15 protein-coding genes are annotated in these 16,419 nt (G+C 65.2%); 7 read left to right on the top strand and 8 right to left on the bottom strand.

Annotated elements, in window-relative coordinates; all coding sequences use genetic code 11:
• Window positions 1-79 precede the first annotated feature (79 nt).
• The 3 genes from ACSFC7_RS23400 to ACSFC7_RS23390 all read right to left on the bottom strand — a co-directional run bounded on the left by ACSFC7_RS23400 (window position 80) and on the right by ACSFC7_RS23390 (window position 1,986).
• Window positions 80-397: a HalOD1 output domain-containing protein gene (locus ACSFC7_RS23400; RefSeq protein WP_436345407.1), complete on the bottom strand. Its 318-nt coding sequence runs from the start codon at window positions 395-397 to the stop codon at window positions 80-82.
• Window positions 398-585: 188 nt separating this feature from the next.
• Entirely contained in the window at window positions 586-936 is a 351-nt protein-coding gene (locus ACSFC7_RS23395; RefSeq protein ID WP_436348029.1) for a DUF7577 domain-containing protein, read from the bottom strand.
• 162 nt (window positions 937-1,098) lie between these two features.
• Window positions 1,099-1,986: an acyltransferase gene (locus tag ACSFC7_RS23390; protein WP_436345405.1), complete on the bottom strand. Its 888-nt coding sequence runs from the start codon at window positions 1,984-1,986 to the stop codon at window positions 1,099-1,101.
• Between the two features lie 200 nt (window positions 1,987-2,186).
• Between ACSFC7_RS23390 and ACSFC7_RS23385 the strand changes: the two genes are divergently transcribed.
• Window positions 2,187-3,314: an MGH1-like glycoside hydrolase domain-containing protein gene (locus ACSFC7_RS23385; protein WP_436345403.1), complete on the top strand. Its 1,128-nt coding sequence runs from the start codon at window positions 2,187-2,189 to the stop codon at window positions 3,312-3,314.
• A gap of 143 nt (window positions 3,315-3,457) precedes the next feature.
• Complete coding sequence (locus tag ACSFC7_RS23380; RefSeq protein WP_436345402.1) at window positions 3,458-5,143, top strand: NADH-quinone oxidoreductase subunit D; 1,686 nt, start codon at window positions 3,458-3,460, stop codon at window positions 5,141-5,143.
• A gap of 33 nt (window positions 5,144-5,176) precedes the next feature.
• Here the strand turns inward: ACSFC7_RS23380 and ACSFC7_RS23375 are convergent, their stop codons facing one another.
• Complete coding sequence (locus tag ACSFC7_RS23375) at window positions 5,177-5,500, bottom strand: DUF7553 family protein (RefSeq protein ID WP_436345400.1); 324 nt, start codon at window positions 5,498-5,500, stop codon at window positions 5,177-5,179.
• A gap of 313 nt (window positions 5,501-5,813) precedes the next feature.
• Between ACSFC7_RS23375 and ACSFC7_RS23370 the strand changes: the two genes are divergently transcribed.
• A complete protein-coding gene (locus ACSFC7_RS23370) occupies window positions 5,814-6,797 on the top strand; it encodes a YeiH family protein (protein ID WP_436348028.1) in 984 nt (327 codons plus the stop codon).
• Between the two features lie 41 nt (window positions 6,798-6,838).
• On the opposite strand, the gene ACSFC7_RS23365 is transcribed toward ACSFC7_RS23370, so the two are convergent.
• Entirely contained in the window at window positions 6,839-8,257 is a 1,419-nt protein-coding gene (locus tag ACSFC7_RS23365; protein ID WP_436345398.1) for a hypothetical protein, read from the bottom strand.
• Window positions 8,258-8,571: 314 nt separating this feature from the next.
• On the opposite strand from ACSFC7_RS23365, the gene tnpA reads away from it, so the two are divergent.
• The 3 genes from tnpA to trpB all read left to right on the top strand — a co-directional run bounded on the left by tnpA (window position 8,572) and on the right by trpB (window position 11,481).
• A complete protein-coding gene (gene tnpA / locus ACSFC7_RS23360; RefSeq protein WP_436345396.1) occupies window positions 8,572-8,904 on the top strand; it encodes an IS200/IS605 family transposase in 333 nt (110 codons plus the stop codon).
• 61 nt (window positions 8,905-8,965) lie between these two features.
• The gene (locus tag ACSFC7_RS23355) at window positions 8,966-10,201 is read left to right on the top strand and encodes an RNA-guided endonuclease InsQ/TnpB family protein (protein WP_436345394.1); all 1,236 of its coding nucleotides are present in this window, start codon (window positions 8,966-8,968) and stop codon (window positions 10,199-10,201) included.
• Window positions 10,202-10,329: 128 nt separating this feature from the next.
• On the top strand, window positions 10,330-11,481 hold the full coding sequence (trpB, locus tag ACSFC7_RS23350) for a tryptophan synthase subunit beta (RefSeq protein WP_436345392.1): 1,152 nt from the start codon (window positions 10,330-10,332) through the stop codon (window positions 11,479-11,481).
• Window positions 11,482-11,538: 57 nt separating this feature from the next.
• Here trpB and ACSFC7_RS23345 read toward each other — a convergent pair whose 3' ends face one another.
• The 3 genes from ACSFC7_RS23345 to ACSFC7_RS23335 all read right to left on the bottom strand — a co-directional run bounded on the left by ACSFC7_RS23345 (window position 11,539) and on the right by ACSFC7_RS23335 (window position 14,183).
• A complete protein-coding gene (locus ACSFC7_RS23345) occupies window positions 11,539-11,949 on the bottom strand; it encodes an HIT family protein (protein WP_436345390.1) in 411 nt (136 codons plus the stop codon).
• A gap of 84 nt (window positions 11,950-12,033) precedes the next feature.
• A complete protein-coding gene (locus tag ACSFC7_RS23340) occupies window positions 12,034-13,095 on the bottom strand; it encodes a glycosyltransferase family 4 protein (RefSeq protein WP_436345386.1) in 1,062 nt (353 codons plus the stop codon).
• Window positions 13,096-13,592: 497 nt separating this feature from the next.
• A complete protein-coding gene (locus tag ACSFC7_RS23335; protein ID WP_436345384.1) occupies window positions 13,593-14,183 on the bottom strand; it encodes a hypothetical protein in 591 nt (196 codons plus the stop codon).
• Window positions 14,184-14,482: 299 nt separating this feature from the next.
• Between ACSFC7_RS23335 and ACSFC7_RS23330 the strand changes: the two genes are divergently transcribed.
• Window positions 14,483-16,378 (top strand): S9 family peptidase, encoded by a 1,896-nt coding sequence (locus ACSFC7_RS23330; protein WP_436345382.1) that lies wholly within the window; start codon window positions 14,483-14,485, stop codon window positions 16,376-16,378.
• Window positions 16,379-16,419 lie beyond the last annotated feature (41 nt).

The raw sequence follows: 16,419 nt of genomic DNA, 5'->3' as shown, positions 1-16,419 counted from the left end.
GCGGCCGCGGCTACCGACCGTTCCATCGGGTGCGTTTCCGCACGTATCGTCACTCGAGAGCGAACCGAACCGCCGGGCGCTACCGCGTCACGGGCGGTTCGATCAGGATTTCGCCGTCACTGTCGACCGTGACGTAGTGGCCGTGGACGGAAAACGAGAGCGAGCCACCGCTTCGCGGCCGGCCGTCGTGGCGCGGTCGAAAGAGGGCGTCGAGCGCGTCGGGATCGACGGTGTCGTACAGCGAGATTCGGCTGTCGGTGACGTCGACGTCCAGACAGTCGGACAGTGCGTGAACGACCGTCGTGCTGAGCGTCGCCGGACCGGACGGGTCGTGTGTCGCGCGATACACCGGTGGAGAGCGAGACTGCGAGACGTGCGGGGAGTTCTGTCTGTACATACCTGTTCGGCGTCGTGTCACTCTCTGCGTTTAGAGACCAAAAGCGTAATCGTTCATTACCGTCTGAACGTATCGAGTCGGACTCTCTCACACCGTTATTTTTCGCGACTCTCTTTAGATACGATCGGTTGGCCACGGATAGCCGGCACTTCGAGAGGGTGGACGCTGTCACACTCGACGGACGGTGCTCACCGCCGAAGCGTCGAGATACAGTTCCAGCAGTAGGTGAACGTCTGATCGGCTTCGTTTCGGGCCCCGCAGTGCGGACAGCGGATCGTCTCGCCGTCGAACTCGAGTTCGTGGCGTTCCTCGAACTCCTCGGGGTCGTCGACGTCGTCGGATGCACGGGGGTACCTGTCGGGGCCGGGCGAACTGTGCGGGCTCACGCGGTCGGGATCGGCGAACGAGGGTGACCCCGCACCCTCACCGGGCGACCCCGCGTTCTCGCCGTCGTCGCCCTTGACGTACACGTAGTACAGTAACAGGTGCAGGAGGGTGAACAGCACCACGTATCCGATGAGCCAGCCCCAGAGCTCCATCACCATGACATACGGTCTCAAGGCACTTGGATATTCCCTGCATCACCGCACAGAGAGAGTCGCAGTGAGACGAATATTCCGGCTCCTAGTGGGAGTGAGACGACGTCGGGTGGGGACGGCGGTAGACCGTGTCCGAGATCGACGGGAGCGACCCCGACTCGGTCACAGATCGCGACCGAACTCGTCGAAGACCTCGAGATCGTCGGGGAGGTCGTACTCGATGCGTCGCTCCTCCTGGCGGTTGACGCCGGCGTCCTCGATGGGTACCGCGGCGTCCTCCCAGCCGGGTTTGATCTTGACGCTCTTGGCCGGCATGCCGATGGCGATGTGGTGGGCCGGAACGTCGTGTTGGACGATGGCGCGCGCGCCGACGATCGCGTTTTCGCCGACCTTGCAGCCCGCACGGACCATCGCGTCGTAGGTGAGCCGGACGTCGTCCTCGACGACCGTGTGGTAGTTGCGGACCGCGGTCTGGTCGACGACGTCGTGATCGTGGCTGTAGACGTGGACGCCGTCCGAGACCGAGACGCGGTCGCCGATGGTGAGTTTCCCGCGGTCGTCGAGGTGGACCTCGTCGTGGACGACCGTGTTGTCGCCGATCGAAATGTTGTGGCCGTAGGTGAACGTGATCCCCTTGAAGAATCGGCAGCCATCCCCGCACTCCTCGAAGAGGTGGTCCGCGAGCATCCGCCGGAACCGTAGCGCGAACTCGACGTTGTCGGCGATCGGGAGGCTATCGAACTGCCGCCAGAGCCACTGCAGGTGTTTCGATCGGCGGAACCGTTCCTCGTCCTTCTCGGCGTAGTACTCGCTCTCGAGGGTGGTGTTACAGGGATCGTAGCTCTGCAACCGGACGCGCTCGGCCGGCGAGACGGATTCGCCGCGCTGCCAGCGCTCGTAGGCCTCGCGATCGCCCGAGAGGTCTATCAGGACGTCCTCGACGACCGAGCAGGTGTCCTCGTCGCTGGCCAGTCGCCGGTCGACTTCGTCGATGAACTCCCGCATTCCCGCCTCCGCCTCGTCAGGGAGCGAGACGTACCGCTTTGTCATATCCCGAGGTATTGCTCGCCGTGTTCATAGGAGATTCGGTTGTGCGAGCGGGTTGCCGACGCGTGCGGAGGGCCCGAGTACACGGCGATTTCGACCGGTACGGATAGCGATCGGTACCTCTCGCGATGGGCGCTGGACTCGCGGACCGCCGTCCTGTGCAGCCGGACTGCACTTCCGAACGCGACCCCTTGGGTGGAATCATGGAGGCCGTTCGGATCGGCCGGTACTACGCTCGAGAGTTCCAGCGGCGCCTCGCACACTACGTCGAGAAACGCCGCCGCGGGTTTCGGGACCACGGCTCGCTCGAGCGCGCGGCCGAGACGATCCTGACGAATCGAGCCGAGCGGGGGTTCGAGGCGGGCGGGCACTTCCGCGGCGTCTGGCCGCGGGACCTCGCGTTCGGCGCGCGCGGACTCTCCGCGGCGGGATTCGACGACGCCGTCGCCGAGACCGGACGGTGGCTCGTCGACCAACTCGCGGACGGTGACGTCTTCTACACCGACTTTCACGACCGGTTCCACGCCGCGACGCCGGCGGAAGGAGTGGACACGTTCCCCGCGCTCGTCTTGCTGCTCGCCGAGTGTGGCTGCCTTCGCGAGCACGCCGACGCCATCGCCGACCTCGCGGCCGTCCACCGCGAGCGGTTCGTCGCCGACTCCGGCCTCGTCACCGGATCGGGAAGCTCCTGGTGGGATTCTGCGGCCGCGCCCCGGGAGACGTACAACACCGCGGTGTTGCTCGCCGCGGTCGAACGCCTCGAGGAGCGAGACATCGAGACGGTGTTCACGGGTGAATCGGCGGCCATCCGGGAGGCGCTGTACTCGCAGCTCTGGAACGGACGGCACTTCGACGAGCACCGCACCGCAGATCGCGGCTATGGCCGCGGTCGCGGTCGCAGTCGCGGCTCGCCCGTTCTCGCCTGTGACGCCAACGTCGTCCCGCTCTATCTCGGTCTCGTCGACGACGACCGCGCGGCCTCGATCGTCTCCTCGCTCGAGGGTCTCGACACGCCGTACGGGCTCGCGATGCGCGCCGAACCGTTCTCGCACGCGGCCGTTCACCCCTTCTTTCTCCTGCACCGGGACTACCACTATCACATCTGGCCCTGGAACAGCCTCATGTACGCACTCGGTCTCCGCCGGTACGGCTACGACGACCGCGCCCGGCGGGAACTCGAGCGCGTCGAGGCGCTGCTCGAGCCGTACGGGAACTTTCTGGAGGTCTGTACGCTCGAGGGCGAGCCCTACGTCAAGCGCGGCTACGCGAGCGCGGAGGACTTCACCGTCGCCGCCGCGCTGTGGACGGAGTACCAGTACCGGGCCGGCTGACCGTCCGTTCCACCGCCGACCCGCCCCAATCCCTTTCGCCGGCGAAGACAGTCACTGCGAGCCGGGAAAACCCTCAACTCCGCATCAATCGTACGCTGCAGACATATGCGCCACCGTCTCCGCGGCGCGACGAGGGGATCCCAATGAGCGAAACACACCAGCACGAGCCGGCGGATATCGATCCCGAGTACGATCACCTCCGGGAGGGGGGTGTCGACGAGGAGCGACTCGAGGCGCTGCTCGAGGAGTACACGCTCGGTCGAGACGATCACGAGAACGCGCCGGCGTTCATCATTCGACCGGACGACGTGCAAGCGGTGCTGACGCTCCTTCGCGACGAGGCCGGGTTCGACCACCTCTCGTGTCTCACGCCCCAGGAGTACGAGGACCGCTACGAGTCGATCCTCCACCTGACGAAGTACGATCAGCGAACGCACGAGGTGACGCTGATCACGCAGTTGCCCCAGAGCGATCCCGTCTGTCAGTCCGCGGAGCCGGTGTTCCGAACGGCGGACTGGCACGAGCGCGAGGCGTTCGACCTCGTCGGGATCGAGTACGAGGGCCATCCCGATCCGCGCCGGATCCTGCTCCCCGAGACCTGGCAGGGCCACCCGCTGGCGCTGGACTACGACCAGCAGAAGCCACAGGTCGTCCAGTTCGCCGAACACGCCAACCCGATCCAGCCCGACCACCACGACCCCGAGAGCGACACGATGCTGTTGAACATCGGACCACACCACCCCGCGACCCACGGTGTGCTCCACCTCAAGACGACGCTGGACGGCGAAACGGTCGTCGACGTCGACCCCGACGTCGGCTACCTGCACCGCTGCGAGGAGCAGATGTGCCAGTCGGGCACCTATCGCCACCAGATCATCCCCTACGCCGACCGGTGGGACTACACGGCGAACCTCCCCAACGAGTGGGCGGTCGCCCGCGCCATCGAGGACCTCGCCGACATCGAGGTCCCCGAGTACGCCCAGATCCTGCGGACGATGTCGACCGAACTCGGGCGGATGCTCGGCCACTTTCTCGCGCTCGGCACCTTCGCGCTGGACGTCTACGGCGACTTCACGGCCATCTTCCAGTACGCCTTCCGCGACCGGGAAGTCGTCCAGGACATCCTCGAGGACCTCACCGGCCAGCGGATGATGTTCTACTACTTCCGGCTGGGCGGTGTCGCGTGGGACCTCCCCCGGCCGCGCGACGAGTTCATCGAGAAGACGCGGGACTTCCTCGACGAACTCCCCGCCAAGGTCGACGAGTACCACAACCTGATCACGGGCAACGAGATCTTCCAGGCTCGAACGATCGATACGGGCGTTCTCGAGCCCGACGTCGCCAAGGACTACGGCTGTACCGGCCCCGTCGCCCGCGGCTCCGGGATCGACTACGACCTTCGGCGCGACGACCCCTACGGCTACTACGAACACCTCGACTGGGACGTCGTCACCAGGGACGGCTGCGACAATCACGCGCGCGTCCTCGTCCGGATGGACGAAGTCGAGGAGTCCGCGAAGATCGTCGAACAGTGTCTCGACCTGCTCGAGGAGTGGCCCGAGGACGAGCGAACCGTCCAGAGCAACGTGCCCCGAACGCTCAAGCCCGACGCGGGGACCGAGACGTACCGCGCCGTCGAGATCGCCAAAGGCGAACTCGGCGTCTACATCCGCGCCGACGGCTCGAACTCGCCGGCCCGGTTCAAGATCCGCAGTCCGTGCTTCCACAACCTCTCGGCGCTGCCGGAGATGTCCGAAGGCGAGTACGTCGCGGACCTCATCGCCTCGCTCGGCAGTCTGGACATCGTGCTCGGCAGCGTCGACCGGTGACCCGAGGCGAGGTCGGCTCTCGGTCGCTCGCGTTCACCCGTCCGTCGACCGTTCGTCGCCACCGCCTTCCTCGATGTACTCGAGGCAGTGGTCTCGAGCCGCCAGCACGTGATCGACCGTCTCGCCCGATGCCTCCCCGGCCAGCCCGTCGAGTTTCTCCGCGACTTCGGCGATCCGGTCGGCTTTCGGTCCCGGCTCGGACTGGGTCCGGTCGCCCTCCTGTTCCTCGAAGACGCCCGCCGTGATCGAGTTCAGCTGCGTGTCGATCGGTCGATCGGCGGTTTCGGTCGCCTGCTGGAGGCGTTCGCGGACGCGTTTCAGGTGCTCGTCGGGCTCGCCGTGTTCCTCGTCGACCATGGACCATACGAGGGGCCAGAGACGGAAATAGCTCGAGTGCGCATGGCCACGGTTGTCCCGGTTCTCGTCCGTCGTCGGAACGGTGCGCCGCACCACCGGGACCCCGTCTTCGCTGCCGCCGCCGAGATAGCCAACCGTTAACTGCGACGGCGCGTGGTGGTCGAATACATGTCGAGCGATGAACGGCGGTCGTCCGCCGGCGCTATTTCGACGAGCCGGTCGGTGCTTGAACGCGGCTGGAAGACCGTCGTCGCCAGTCGGACTTTCGTTGTGCGCGTCGATGCACTCGAGGGACGGCCCCTGCGGTAACGAGATGCTCGTCCGACGACTCTGTCCGGGAGTGCTCGTGCTCTGTCTCGGTGCGGTGCTGGCACGAACGCTCGCGACGTCACTCGGTGTCAATCACCTCCTCTTCGCAATCGCACTGGGTTTCCTCGCGGCGAATCTGGTCGGCATCCCGATCCGGCTCGCACCGGGAATCGCGACGCACAACCTGTGGTTGGCTGCCGGAATCGTTCTTATGGGTGCGTCCATCACGGTCGAAACCGCCTTCGAGGTCGGCGTCCCCGTGTTCGTCCTCCTTCTCGCTGCGGTCGGGACCTCCCTCGTCGGCGTCGAACTGCTCGCACGAAACGTCTTCGGGTTACCCGCACGATTCGGCTCGCTGCTCGCGGCCGGTGCGAGCATCTGTGGCGTGTCGGCGATCGTCGGGGTCGCCGGTGCGATCCGCGCCCGGGAGGAACACATCGCGTACGCGGCGGCGACGGTGTTGCTGTTCGACGCGATCACGATCGTCGTCTACCCGCTCATCGGCGATCTGTTAGGACTATCCGGAAGGGTCTTCGGGATCTGGGCCGGCCTCAGTATGTTTTCGACGGGACCGGTCGTCGCAGTCGGCTTCGCACACTCGGAGCTGGCCGGGCAGTGGGCGACGGTGACGAAACTCTCGCGGAACGCGTTGATCGGCGTCGTCGTACTGGGTTATGCGAGTCACTACGCCCGCCACGAGGGCGGCGGCCGTCCGTCCCTCCGGACGCTCTGGGACGAGTTCCCCACGTTCGTCCTCGGCTTTCTCGTCCTCGCGCTCGTCGCGAGTCTGGGCGTGTTCTCGCCGGCACAACAGCGCTCGATCGAGAACGCCTACGACTGGCTGTTCGTGCTCGCGTTCGTCGGTCTCGGGACCGAAATCCGCCTCGCCGATCTTCGAACTACCGGCGTAACGCCCGCGATCGTCGTCCTCGTGGCGTTTCTCGCGACCAGCGCGATTACCCTCACGGCGCTCCTGATCCTGTTCTGAGGGCGTCGACCTCGAGCGGTGGAGGAAACGACTCTGCTCGCTCAGATCTCGTCCCACTCGATCGCGTACTCGTCGGCGATATCGCTCGTAATCGAGTCGAATCGGTCGAACGACAGCGGCGGCAGGTGCGCGTGTCGCGCCTCGATCTCGTCGGGCAGGTCCCGGTGGTAGCGGACGTGCGTCTCGACGTCGTAGGGGAACTCGTCGGCGTCGACGCCGACGAATCCGTACTCGTCACGTGCACGCGAGAGGACCTCCAGCCAGCGGTCCGTCGATGCCAGCCCCGCCGACTCGACGCCGTGTCCGAACAGCGTCGCGCGAATCTCGTCGTACTGCTCGGTGTTCTCGAGGTACTCTTCCAGAAAGTCGGCGTCCGATTCGGTATTGAACGCGGCCCAGTAGGGCACCGATCCCGTTCGAATGGTCCACCAGGGTTCGACTAGCGCGAACGACTGGACGAGCAACCGCTCGACCGGCCGATCCCGCTCGGCGTAGCGCTCCCGGTACCAGTCCGCGACGAACGGGCTCAGGTCCCGCGGGTCGTCGAACGAGAGCCGGCGCAGGTCGTAGCCCCGCTCGTCCGCGACTCGCTTCACGTCCTCACGAAGTGCCGGTTCGAACCCCCACTCTGACTCGGGCATCCGGCCATCGGGTTCGGGCGTGTCCCACTCGCGGATCCCGGCGTCCTGTCGCGCGAGGAACTCCGCGACGTTGTCGCTGCCCTCGTAGTACTCTTCGGGACTGAGGCCCCCGAGACCACCGACCTGAAAGCTGTGGCGGTCGCCCAGTTCGATCGCCGGCCAGTCGTACTCGCACTCCAGCGAGACGATCGTCCCGTCCGAAGCCAGCACGGTGTCGATGAACTCCTCGTAGGCGTCGCCGAGCGTATGGGATTTCGTCCGGAAGTACGCCAGTTTCTGGACCATCAGCCGGTCCTGGTTCGGATCGTGCATCTGGTGGACGGAGACGTCCGGATTCGCCTCGAGGAACGGCTCCGCGTGCGCTTCGCCCCACTGGACGTCCTCGCGGATCGCGTCGGGGTCCATCTCCCGCCGAATCGGGACGAGGAAGGTCTGGGGCAGCCACGGGACGCCGAGCATGGCCGCGAGGTAGACCGCCGCGCCGTTGCTCGAGCCGACGACGACCGCGGGATACCCCTTCTCGGGGTACTGGTCGACGACCCACTCCCGAAACTCCTCGACGTCGACGTCGCCGAGGTCGTCGGGCGAGACGCCCTCGTTCGCGCCACTTCGGGTGTAGAACTCGGTCCGCGCCCTCCGGGGCAGGTGGTTCAGCCGTGCGCCGAGCGGCGCCAGTTTCGGGTGGATCATCCCCAGCGCGGGGAACTCCTCCCCCCGGAGGTATCTGGCCGCGGCCCGGACGAACACCGTCGTCGAATCGAAGTTCGGCAGCGCGGACGGCGTCGAGCGCTCGCCAGCAAGTAGATCCGATACTCTCACGTCGCCGCCACCTCTCGCGACTGGCGGTTCGGGTACGGACTCACTCGTGACATCGCTGATTCAGGCCACGTGCTACCACGAACGGTCGGATAAGCCTGAACCCGGCAGCAGACGCTGATACATAGTGCGAGCGCATACCCACGTCTTCAGGCGCGGGTCGAGCGGTAGGCATAGTGTGTCCGAACCACGTTGCTACGAACCACTGGATTTCCCACGCCATTCGACATTTTTAAGGTAGTATCTTTCCATAGTGTGCAACAGGGATGAAGACCACACGGCACGCGACTTACAACCTCAACTACCACATAGTGTAGTTGCCGAAGTGTCGCAACTCGGTGCTGGTTAACGAAGTCGCCGACCGTGTGCGCCGAATCCTCCACAAAATCGCCGACGAGAAGGGGTTGGAGATTATCGACCTCGCCGTCCAACCCGACCACGTACACCTGTTTGTGAGTAGCCCGCCGAAACACGCCCCGTCCCTTCTCGCCAATTGGTTCAAAGGTATCAGTTCGCGGAAGTACAACCACCGTCACGCCGACCACGACGGCGAGAAAATCAAGTGGGCACGCGGTTACTACGCGGGCACAGCGGGACACGTTTCCAGCGAAAGGGTGCAAGACTACATCCGGCGTCAACAGAACTCATGAGTTCTGTTTGGCACACGAGAAACGCGGCGCGTTTCTCGGGACGTCACGAGGAGGGAGACACGTGACTGAACTCACTGAGACGCTGGAACTCAAGCTTGTGGAGCCGAACGCCCACAAGCATCGGAAGCTCTGTGAGACGAAACGGGCGTACCAAGACGCCCTCGAAGCCGCGTTCAATGCCAACTGCACCATACAGTCGGCGACGAACGACGTGGTGGTCAACTACGACCTTTCAGGGTACGCGAAAAATGCGCTCAAGAAGTACGTCCCGCAACTCTGCGGTGGGAGCTACGACGCGGAAGAGATTCACGACGACCATCCCGTTCGGTTCACGAACGAAGGGCCGAAGCTCGACCACAAGCCACAGAACGCCATCGAGTGGTACGTCAAAATCCCGCACCACGACGACTACAACCTGTGGCTCCCTGCACAACCGAATCCCGAACAGCGGGGGTGGCTGGAAGCGTTGCACGCAGGGGACGCGGAGATGGGCGAGTGTCGGCTGTTCGACCGGGGCGGCGAGTGGTACTTACACGTCGTCGCCACACGAGACGTGGAGGAACGACCCAGTTCGACGTCCGAAACGCCGATTGGGGTAGACATCAGGGAAGCCTCTTTGTTAACGGTGTGTCACCGTGACGAGCGTGGCTCCCCGGCTACACCCAACCTCTGGAACGACGAAGGCAAGCGGGTTCGACAACTCCGTGAGACGTACTTCACGGCGACTCGACGCCTTCAGCAACGCGGAAGCGAACATATCGCAGAGTCCTACGGGAATTCGCTCTGGCGACAGATTGACGACATACTCCACACGGTCACGTCGGAGGTCGTCGCCTATGCCGACCACTTCGAGAATCCCGTACTGGTTCTGGAAGACCTGACGCACATCCGTGAGAACATGGACTACGGCGCGTTTATGAACCGGCGGCTCCACGGTTGGGGCTTCGCAAAGATGCACGCTCAGATTCGCTACAAGGCAGCCGAGAAAGGGATTCGAGTCGAAACGGTGAATCCCGCGTACACCTCGAAGACGTGCCACTGTTGCGGAGAACAGGGCTACCGCCCCAACCAAGCGACGTTCAAGTGTTCCAACACGGAGTGTTGGGTATCGGAGTACCACGCGGACATCAACGCCGCGCTCAATATTGCTGACCGCTACCTCAACGGAGAGAGCCATTCAAGAGAACACACGGATGGCGATGACTCGGCTGAGGAAGGGGGCCGGTTGACCGGCCCGCAAGACAGCCAAGCCGATGCTGAAGCCCAGCAAGAGACGCTTGGAACGTATGCGTCTTGAAACCTTAGGGTCGAACCGGTCGGCCTGAAATCCCATGGTGGGATTCCCGCGACTTTAGGTGCGGGAGGAGGTCAATGTCTTCTCGATGGTACAGAACGTATTTGTCATCGGCGTTCCACTCACGACGTATGTCTGACGGCGCATTCGAGGGCTACGGCGGGCGACACGTCCCCGACCCACTGCAGGAACCGCTCGAGCAACTCGCGACGGCTTACGACGACGTCGCCGAAAGCGACGCGTTTCAGGCGGAGCTGCGCGGCTTGCTCGAGGAGTTCGCCGGCCGACCGACCCCGCTGTACCACGCGGGGAACCTGAGCGAGCGCTACGGCGCGGAGATCTACCTCAAGCGCGAGGACTTGCTCCACGGCGGCGCCCACAAGATCAACAACGCGCTGGGGCAGGCGCTGCTCGCCAAACACGCCGGCCGGGACCGACTCATCGCCGAGACGGGGGCCGGACAGCACGGCACTGCGACCGCGATGGTCGGCGCCCTGCTGGGCCTCGAGACGGAGATCTACATGGGCGCGAAAGACGTCGCCCGCCAGGAGATGAACGTCTTCCGGATGCGGCTGATGGGCGCCGAGGTGAACGAGGTGACCCGCGGCGGGCAGGGACTCGCAGACGCGGTCGACGCCGCGCTCGAGGACTTCGCCGAGAACGTCGACGACACCCACTACCTCGTGGGCAGCGTCGTCGGCCCCGACCCGTTCCCGCGGATGGTTCGGGACTTCCAGAGCGTCATCGGCCGGGAGGCCCGCGAGCAGTTCCGGGACCGAACGGGCGACCTGCCCGACGCGGCCGTCGCCTGCGTCGGCGGCGGCTCGAACGCCATCGGGCTCTTTCACGCCTTCCGCGAGGATCCGGTCGACTTCTACGGCGCCGAAGGCGGCGGCGAGGGCAGCGACTCCACCCGGCACGCGGCTCCGCTCGCGAAGGGCCGGGACGACGTCATCCACGGCATGAAGACGCGAGTGATCGACGACGACGTGGAGGTCCACTCCGTCTCGGCGGGACTGGACTATCCGGGCGTCGGCCCCGAACACGCCATGTTCCGCGCCGTCGGCCGCTGTGAGTACACCGGCATCACGGACGAGGAAGCGCTCGCCGCGTTCCGCGAGTTGAGCGAGACGGAAGGGATCATTCCGGCCCTCGAGTCCAGCCACGCGGTCGCCCGGGCGATTCAACTCGCCGAGGACGGCGAGCACGAGACGATCCTGGTGAACCTCTCCGGTCGCGGCGACAAGGACATGGAGACCGCGGCGTCGAAGTTCGATCTCTAACCGCTCACGCTCGACCGCACTCGGTAGTGGCGTCTCGACTGCTGGGAGGGGCCGCCGTCACACCGACTCTCGAACTCGAGTCGCCAGCGCCGACGCGTCGTCGGCCTCCAGTCGGTCTCGCGACAGCGAGAGCGACACGTCGTCGTCCACGATCCGCGGCAGGAGGTGGACGTGTGCGTGGTCGACGGTCCCGACCAGCGGTCCGCTGGTGTGGAAGACGCTGAAGCCGTCGGGATCGAGCACCGTCTCCAGCGCGTTCGCGACGATCCGAACCGATTCGAAGACGGCTGGCGCCATCGCGTCGTCGACCGCCAGCAACTCCTGCTCGTGGACGCGTGGAACGACGAGACTGTGTCCCCGCACGGCCGGGTTGGCGTCGAGAAACGCGACGGTTCGGTCGTCCTCGTAAAGCACGTGCGCCGATCGGTCGCCGGCGACGATGCGACAGAACTCACACTCGTCGTTCATATCCGATCCTGATCGCGAACGAACATATAGGTATCTCTGTACGAACGGACGACCGGGCCGAACGAAATCCGCCGAGTGCCGAGCCTACAACAGCCCGTGCTCGTCCTGCAGCGTCCGATACTGCTCGAGATACCGATCGGCGACCACCGACTCGTCGTAGTCGGCGAACCGGTCGTCGAACTCCCGATACTCGAGGTCGCCGGCCTCGAGAATCGCGTCGGCGAGTTCCTCCTCGCTCGTCGTCCGAAAGCCACGCTCCCACCCCTCGACGAGTTCGTGGGCGCTCGAGTCGGCGTGGTACTCGACGATCCCGACACAGCCAGACGCCAGCGCCCAGCACATCTCCGTCGGGAACACGCAGTGTTCGGCCGTCTGGGCGAAGACGTGGGCGCCGCGGTAGGCCGCGATGCGTTCCTCGAGCGAGCGGTCGCCGACGAACGTGATCCGGTCGTCGATCCGGAGATCGCTCGCGAGGCGTTCGTAGGCCGCTCGCTCGGGGCCGTCGCCGACGACGGTCGTGGACCAGTCGCGGCCGCGAAGCTCCGCCAGACCGAGCAGCAGACTCTCGAGGTTCGCCCCCTCGTCGAGGCGGCGGGCGTAGACCACGTCGACCCGTTCGCCCGGCGTCACCGACCGAATGCGTTCGATGTCGATCGGGTTCGGAACCGTCTCGACGACGTCGCCGTCGGCCCCGCGCTCGCGGACCCACGTGGCGACGAGTTCCGACGGGGTGACGAGTCGGTCACCTCGCTTCGTCGCTCGTCGCGTCCACCGATCGTCGGCGACGCCGCCGTCGCCGTACCACTCGACGAGCAGCGGTGCGCGTGCGAGCGTCGCGCCCCAATCGGCCGCGACCACCGTTGTCGGTGGCTGTGCGTTCGCGTGTACGATATCGACGCCCGCGGCCGCCAGATCGAACGGCAGTCGCAGACAGAACGCTCGGCGCGCGTCGACATCGTCGGTGACCGCGTGGTAGGTGATATCGTCTCGCTCGAGGGTCGGTGACTCGTCGTCCCAGAACCGGGCACAGAAGCAGTGGACGTCGTGGCCGTGATCGCGGAGCACCTCGAGGATCGTCTGAAACCGCTGGTTCGTCTCGGTATCGCGGTGGTGAACCGTGTCGATCGAGACGAACGCGATGCGCATATGGCGCGGGACGTAGCGCCGGGATAAAAAGTCACTTCTTTTGGTCAGTTAGCGCTCGGACCGCCACTCCGGTCGGATACTGACGCCCGAAACTGGGGCGCAGCGTCCGACTCGAGTCGTCGGTTCCCACCCGTTCGGGTCGTATTCGGTGCGACCTTTGCTCTCGTCGCCGCCGCTGCCGTTGTCGGTATCGTCGCTGTCATCGCCGTTACGGCGTCATCGTCCTTCCGATCCTCGTCGTCCGTCCCGTCGCCTCGCTCTCGGTCGTCGTTCCCGTCGAGATCCGGTTCCTCGACTGCCGTGCTGGTCGTCGCGTATCCTCGGCCGTTCCCCTCGAACAGCCGCGCCGTTTCTATCGTTACACGGACGAGAGATCTCTGATTACCACACCGCCACGAGTTCGGCTCCGACTCTCGACGGCGGGGAACAGCACCGTCTCAGTGCGGTTTCTCGATTCGACGAGAGGAAGAGACCCTCGAGTGCCGTCGGTCGATCAGTTAGGTATCGTCGCCGAAGTCGAGCATGTCACTGAAAAAGCCCGTGATTCGATCGACGATACTGTCGTCATTGTCCCCGGAATCGTCGTCTCCGCTGTCATCCGCATCGTCCGCGTCTCCGCCGTCGTCGTCGCTTTCGTTCGCGTCGTCCGCATCGCTCTCCTCGTTCGTGTCTTCGTCCTCACCGTCGTCGGTCGCGTTCTCGTCCGCCTCGTCATCGTCGGTCTCCGTATCCGCTTCGTCGTCGTCCGCCTCGTCATCCTCGTCCACTTCCTCATCGTCCGCCTCGTCGCTCTCGTTTCCCGCATCGTCGTCCGCTTCGTCGCCATCCTCGCCGCCCGACTCCTCGCTCTCGTTCGATTCGTTACCGACGAGTTCGTCGCCGAGATCGACCGGATCGTCGTCGCTCACGTTTACGGGCGTCTCGGTGTCGCTTTCGTTGGTAGGCGACGTCTCTCCAGGCGAGAGTCCGGTGCCGACGACGGCGAGGGTCACGCCGAACGCGACGAGCACGACCAGCACCGTCACGAGCACCGCCGCGCTCGAGGCGACGCCGTCTTCGTCACCGCTGTTTTCACCCTTATCTTGCATCGTCCGGACCTAGTCACCTCGAGGCGTTTTGTTACGCGTAGCAAACCATCTCGCGGTGGACAGTGACACGCGATATGTCATCACGAACGCGGTGAAACCGGCCAGAGACGCCGAAATACGACTTCTTGGCCCGAAATCGAGCATCGCTGTAACGGTGGATTAGACCGGTATCCCGAACATAAGATATCTGGTATATTGAGCGTCACTGCTGGAAAACTGTCCGCCGATCCGGTCTTTCAGGACGACAGCGGGCGTTCCGCAACCAAAACCACTACCGCGCCGAGTCGAGAGGCTGTGGTATGGGCAGCTACGAGATCGAACGCTACCTCAACATTCGAAGCGCGTACGGCGCGTCGTTCGGCCCCGACGGCGAGCGCCTCTCGTTTCTGATGAACACCACCGGAACCGCACAGCTCTGGACGCTCGAGGCTCCCCGCTCCTGGCCCGAACAGCGAACGTTCTACGACGAGCAGGTGTCGTTCGCCTCCTGGTCGCCGGAGCGGCCGGAACTGATCTTCGGGATGGACGAGGGCGGCAACGAGCGCGCCCAACTCTTCCGATTGGACGCCGAAACGGGCGAGGTCACGAATCTGACCGCGAAACCGGACGCCAAACAACGTTGCGGCTCTGCGAGCCGCAACGAGCCTCGCGCTCGCATCGCTCGCGCGAAACACCGCTGGGGCGGCTGGAGCCACGACGGCGAGCGGTTCGCCTTCGCCTCGAACCGCCGCGACGAGTCGGTCTTCGACATCTACGTCCAGAACCGCGACGAGACCGGCGATGCGGCCGAACTCCTCTACGAGGGCGACGGCTGGCTCTCGCTGTCGGGCTGGAGCCCCGACGACTCCAGACTGCTCGTCTCGCAGGCGTACTCCAACTTCGATCAGGACCTCTACGTGCTCGACCTCGAGCGCGACCCCGAACTCGAGCACCTCACTCCCCACGAGGGCGACGTCCGCTACCGGAGCGCCAGTTGGGCACCCGACGGCGGCGGGATCTATCTCGTTACCGACGAGGGTGACGCGGATACGCTCTATCTGGCGTACCTGGACCTCGAGACCCGAGAACTCGAGACCGTCGCGAAGGGAGAGGGGTGGAACGTCGGCGGCATCGCGCTGGACGACGAGACGGGCCGGTTCGTCTTCTCGCGAAACGTGGAGGGCTACACCGACCTCACCGTCGGCGAGTTCGACCGGAACGATCCGACCGCGTTCGAGACGTTCCCCGAACCCGACCTCCCGGGCGGCATCTCCGGCGGCGTGAGCTTCGATCCCGACGCCGAGCGGTTCGCGCTGTCGACGACCGGAGACGCGGTCAACACGAACGTCTTCGTGGTCGATGTGGAGACGGGCGAGAGCGAGCGGTGGACGAGCGCGCCGACGGCCGGCATCCCGCCCGAATCGTTCGACGAATCCGAACTGGTCCACGTCGAGAGCTTCGACGAACTCGAGGTCCCCGGCTTCTTCACCCTCCCCGACGGCTACGAGGAGGGTGACGGCGAAGCGAGCGACGACGGCGTCCCCGTCATCGTCGACATCCACGGCGGTCCCGAGAGCCAGCGCCGGCCGTCGTTCTCGAGCGTCAAGCAGTACTTCACGGATCGCGGCTACGCCTACTTCGAACCGAACGTCCGCGGATCGGCGGGCTACGGGGCCGACTACGCGGCGCTGGACGACGTCGAGAAGCGCATGGATTCGGTCGCGGACGTCGAGGCCTGCGTGGAGTGGTTGCAGGCTCACCCGGCCGTCGATCCCGATCGAATCGTCGCCAAGGGCGGCTCCTACGGCGGCTTTATGGTACTCGCCGCGCTGACGGAGTACCCCGACCTCTGGGCCGCCGGAATCGACGTCGTCGGCATCGCCAACTTCGTCACGTTCCTCGAGAACACCGGCGACTGGCGGCGCGAACTCCGCGAAGCCGAGTACGGCAGCCTCGCCGAGGACCGCGAGTTCCTCGAGGAGATTTCACCGACGAACAACGTCGAGCGGATCGACGCGCCGCTGTTCGTCCTCCACGGCGCGAACGATCCCCGCGTCCCCGTCGGCGAGGCCGAACAGATCGCCGAGCGGGCGGCCGAACAGGGCGTTCCCGTCCGGAAACTGATCTTCGACGACGAGGGGCACGGCTTCTCGAAGCTCGAGAACCGCATCGAGGCCTACTCCGAAATCGCGGACTTCCTCGACGAACACGTCTGATCGTCGCGACCGGCGTCCGACCGCGACTGCGGCCTCGGAGT

The sequence above is a fragment of the Natronorubrum halobium genome (assembly GCF_051351675.1).
In the GTDB taxonomy this organism is placed as follows: Archaea; Halobacteriota; Halobacteria; order Halobacteriales; family Natrialbaceae; genus Natronorubrum.
This window is presented reverse-complemented; position numbering and strand designations above follow the sequence as displayed.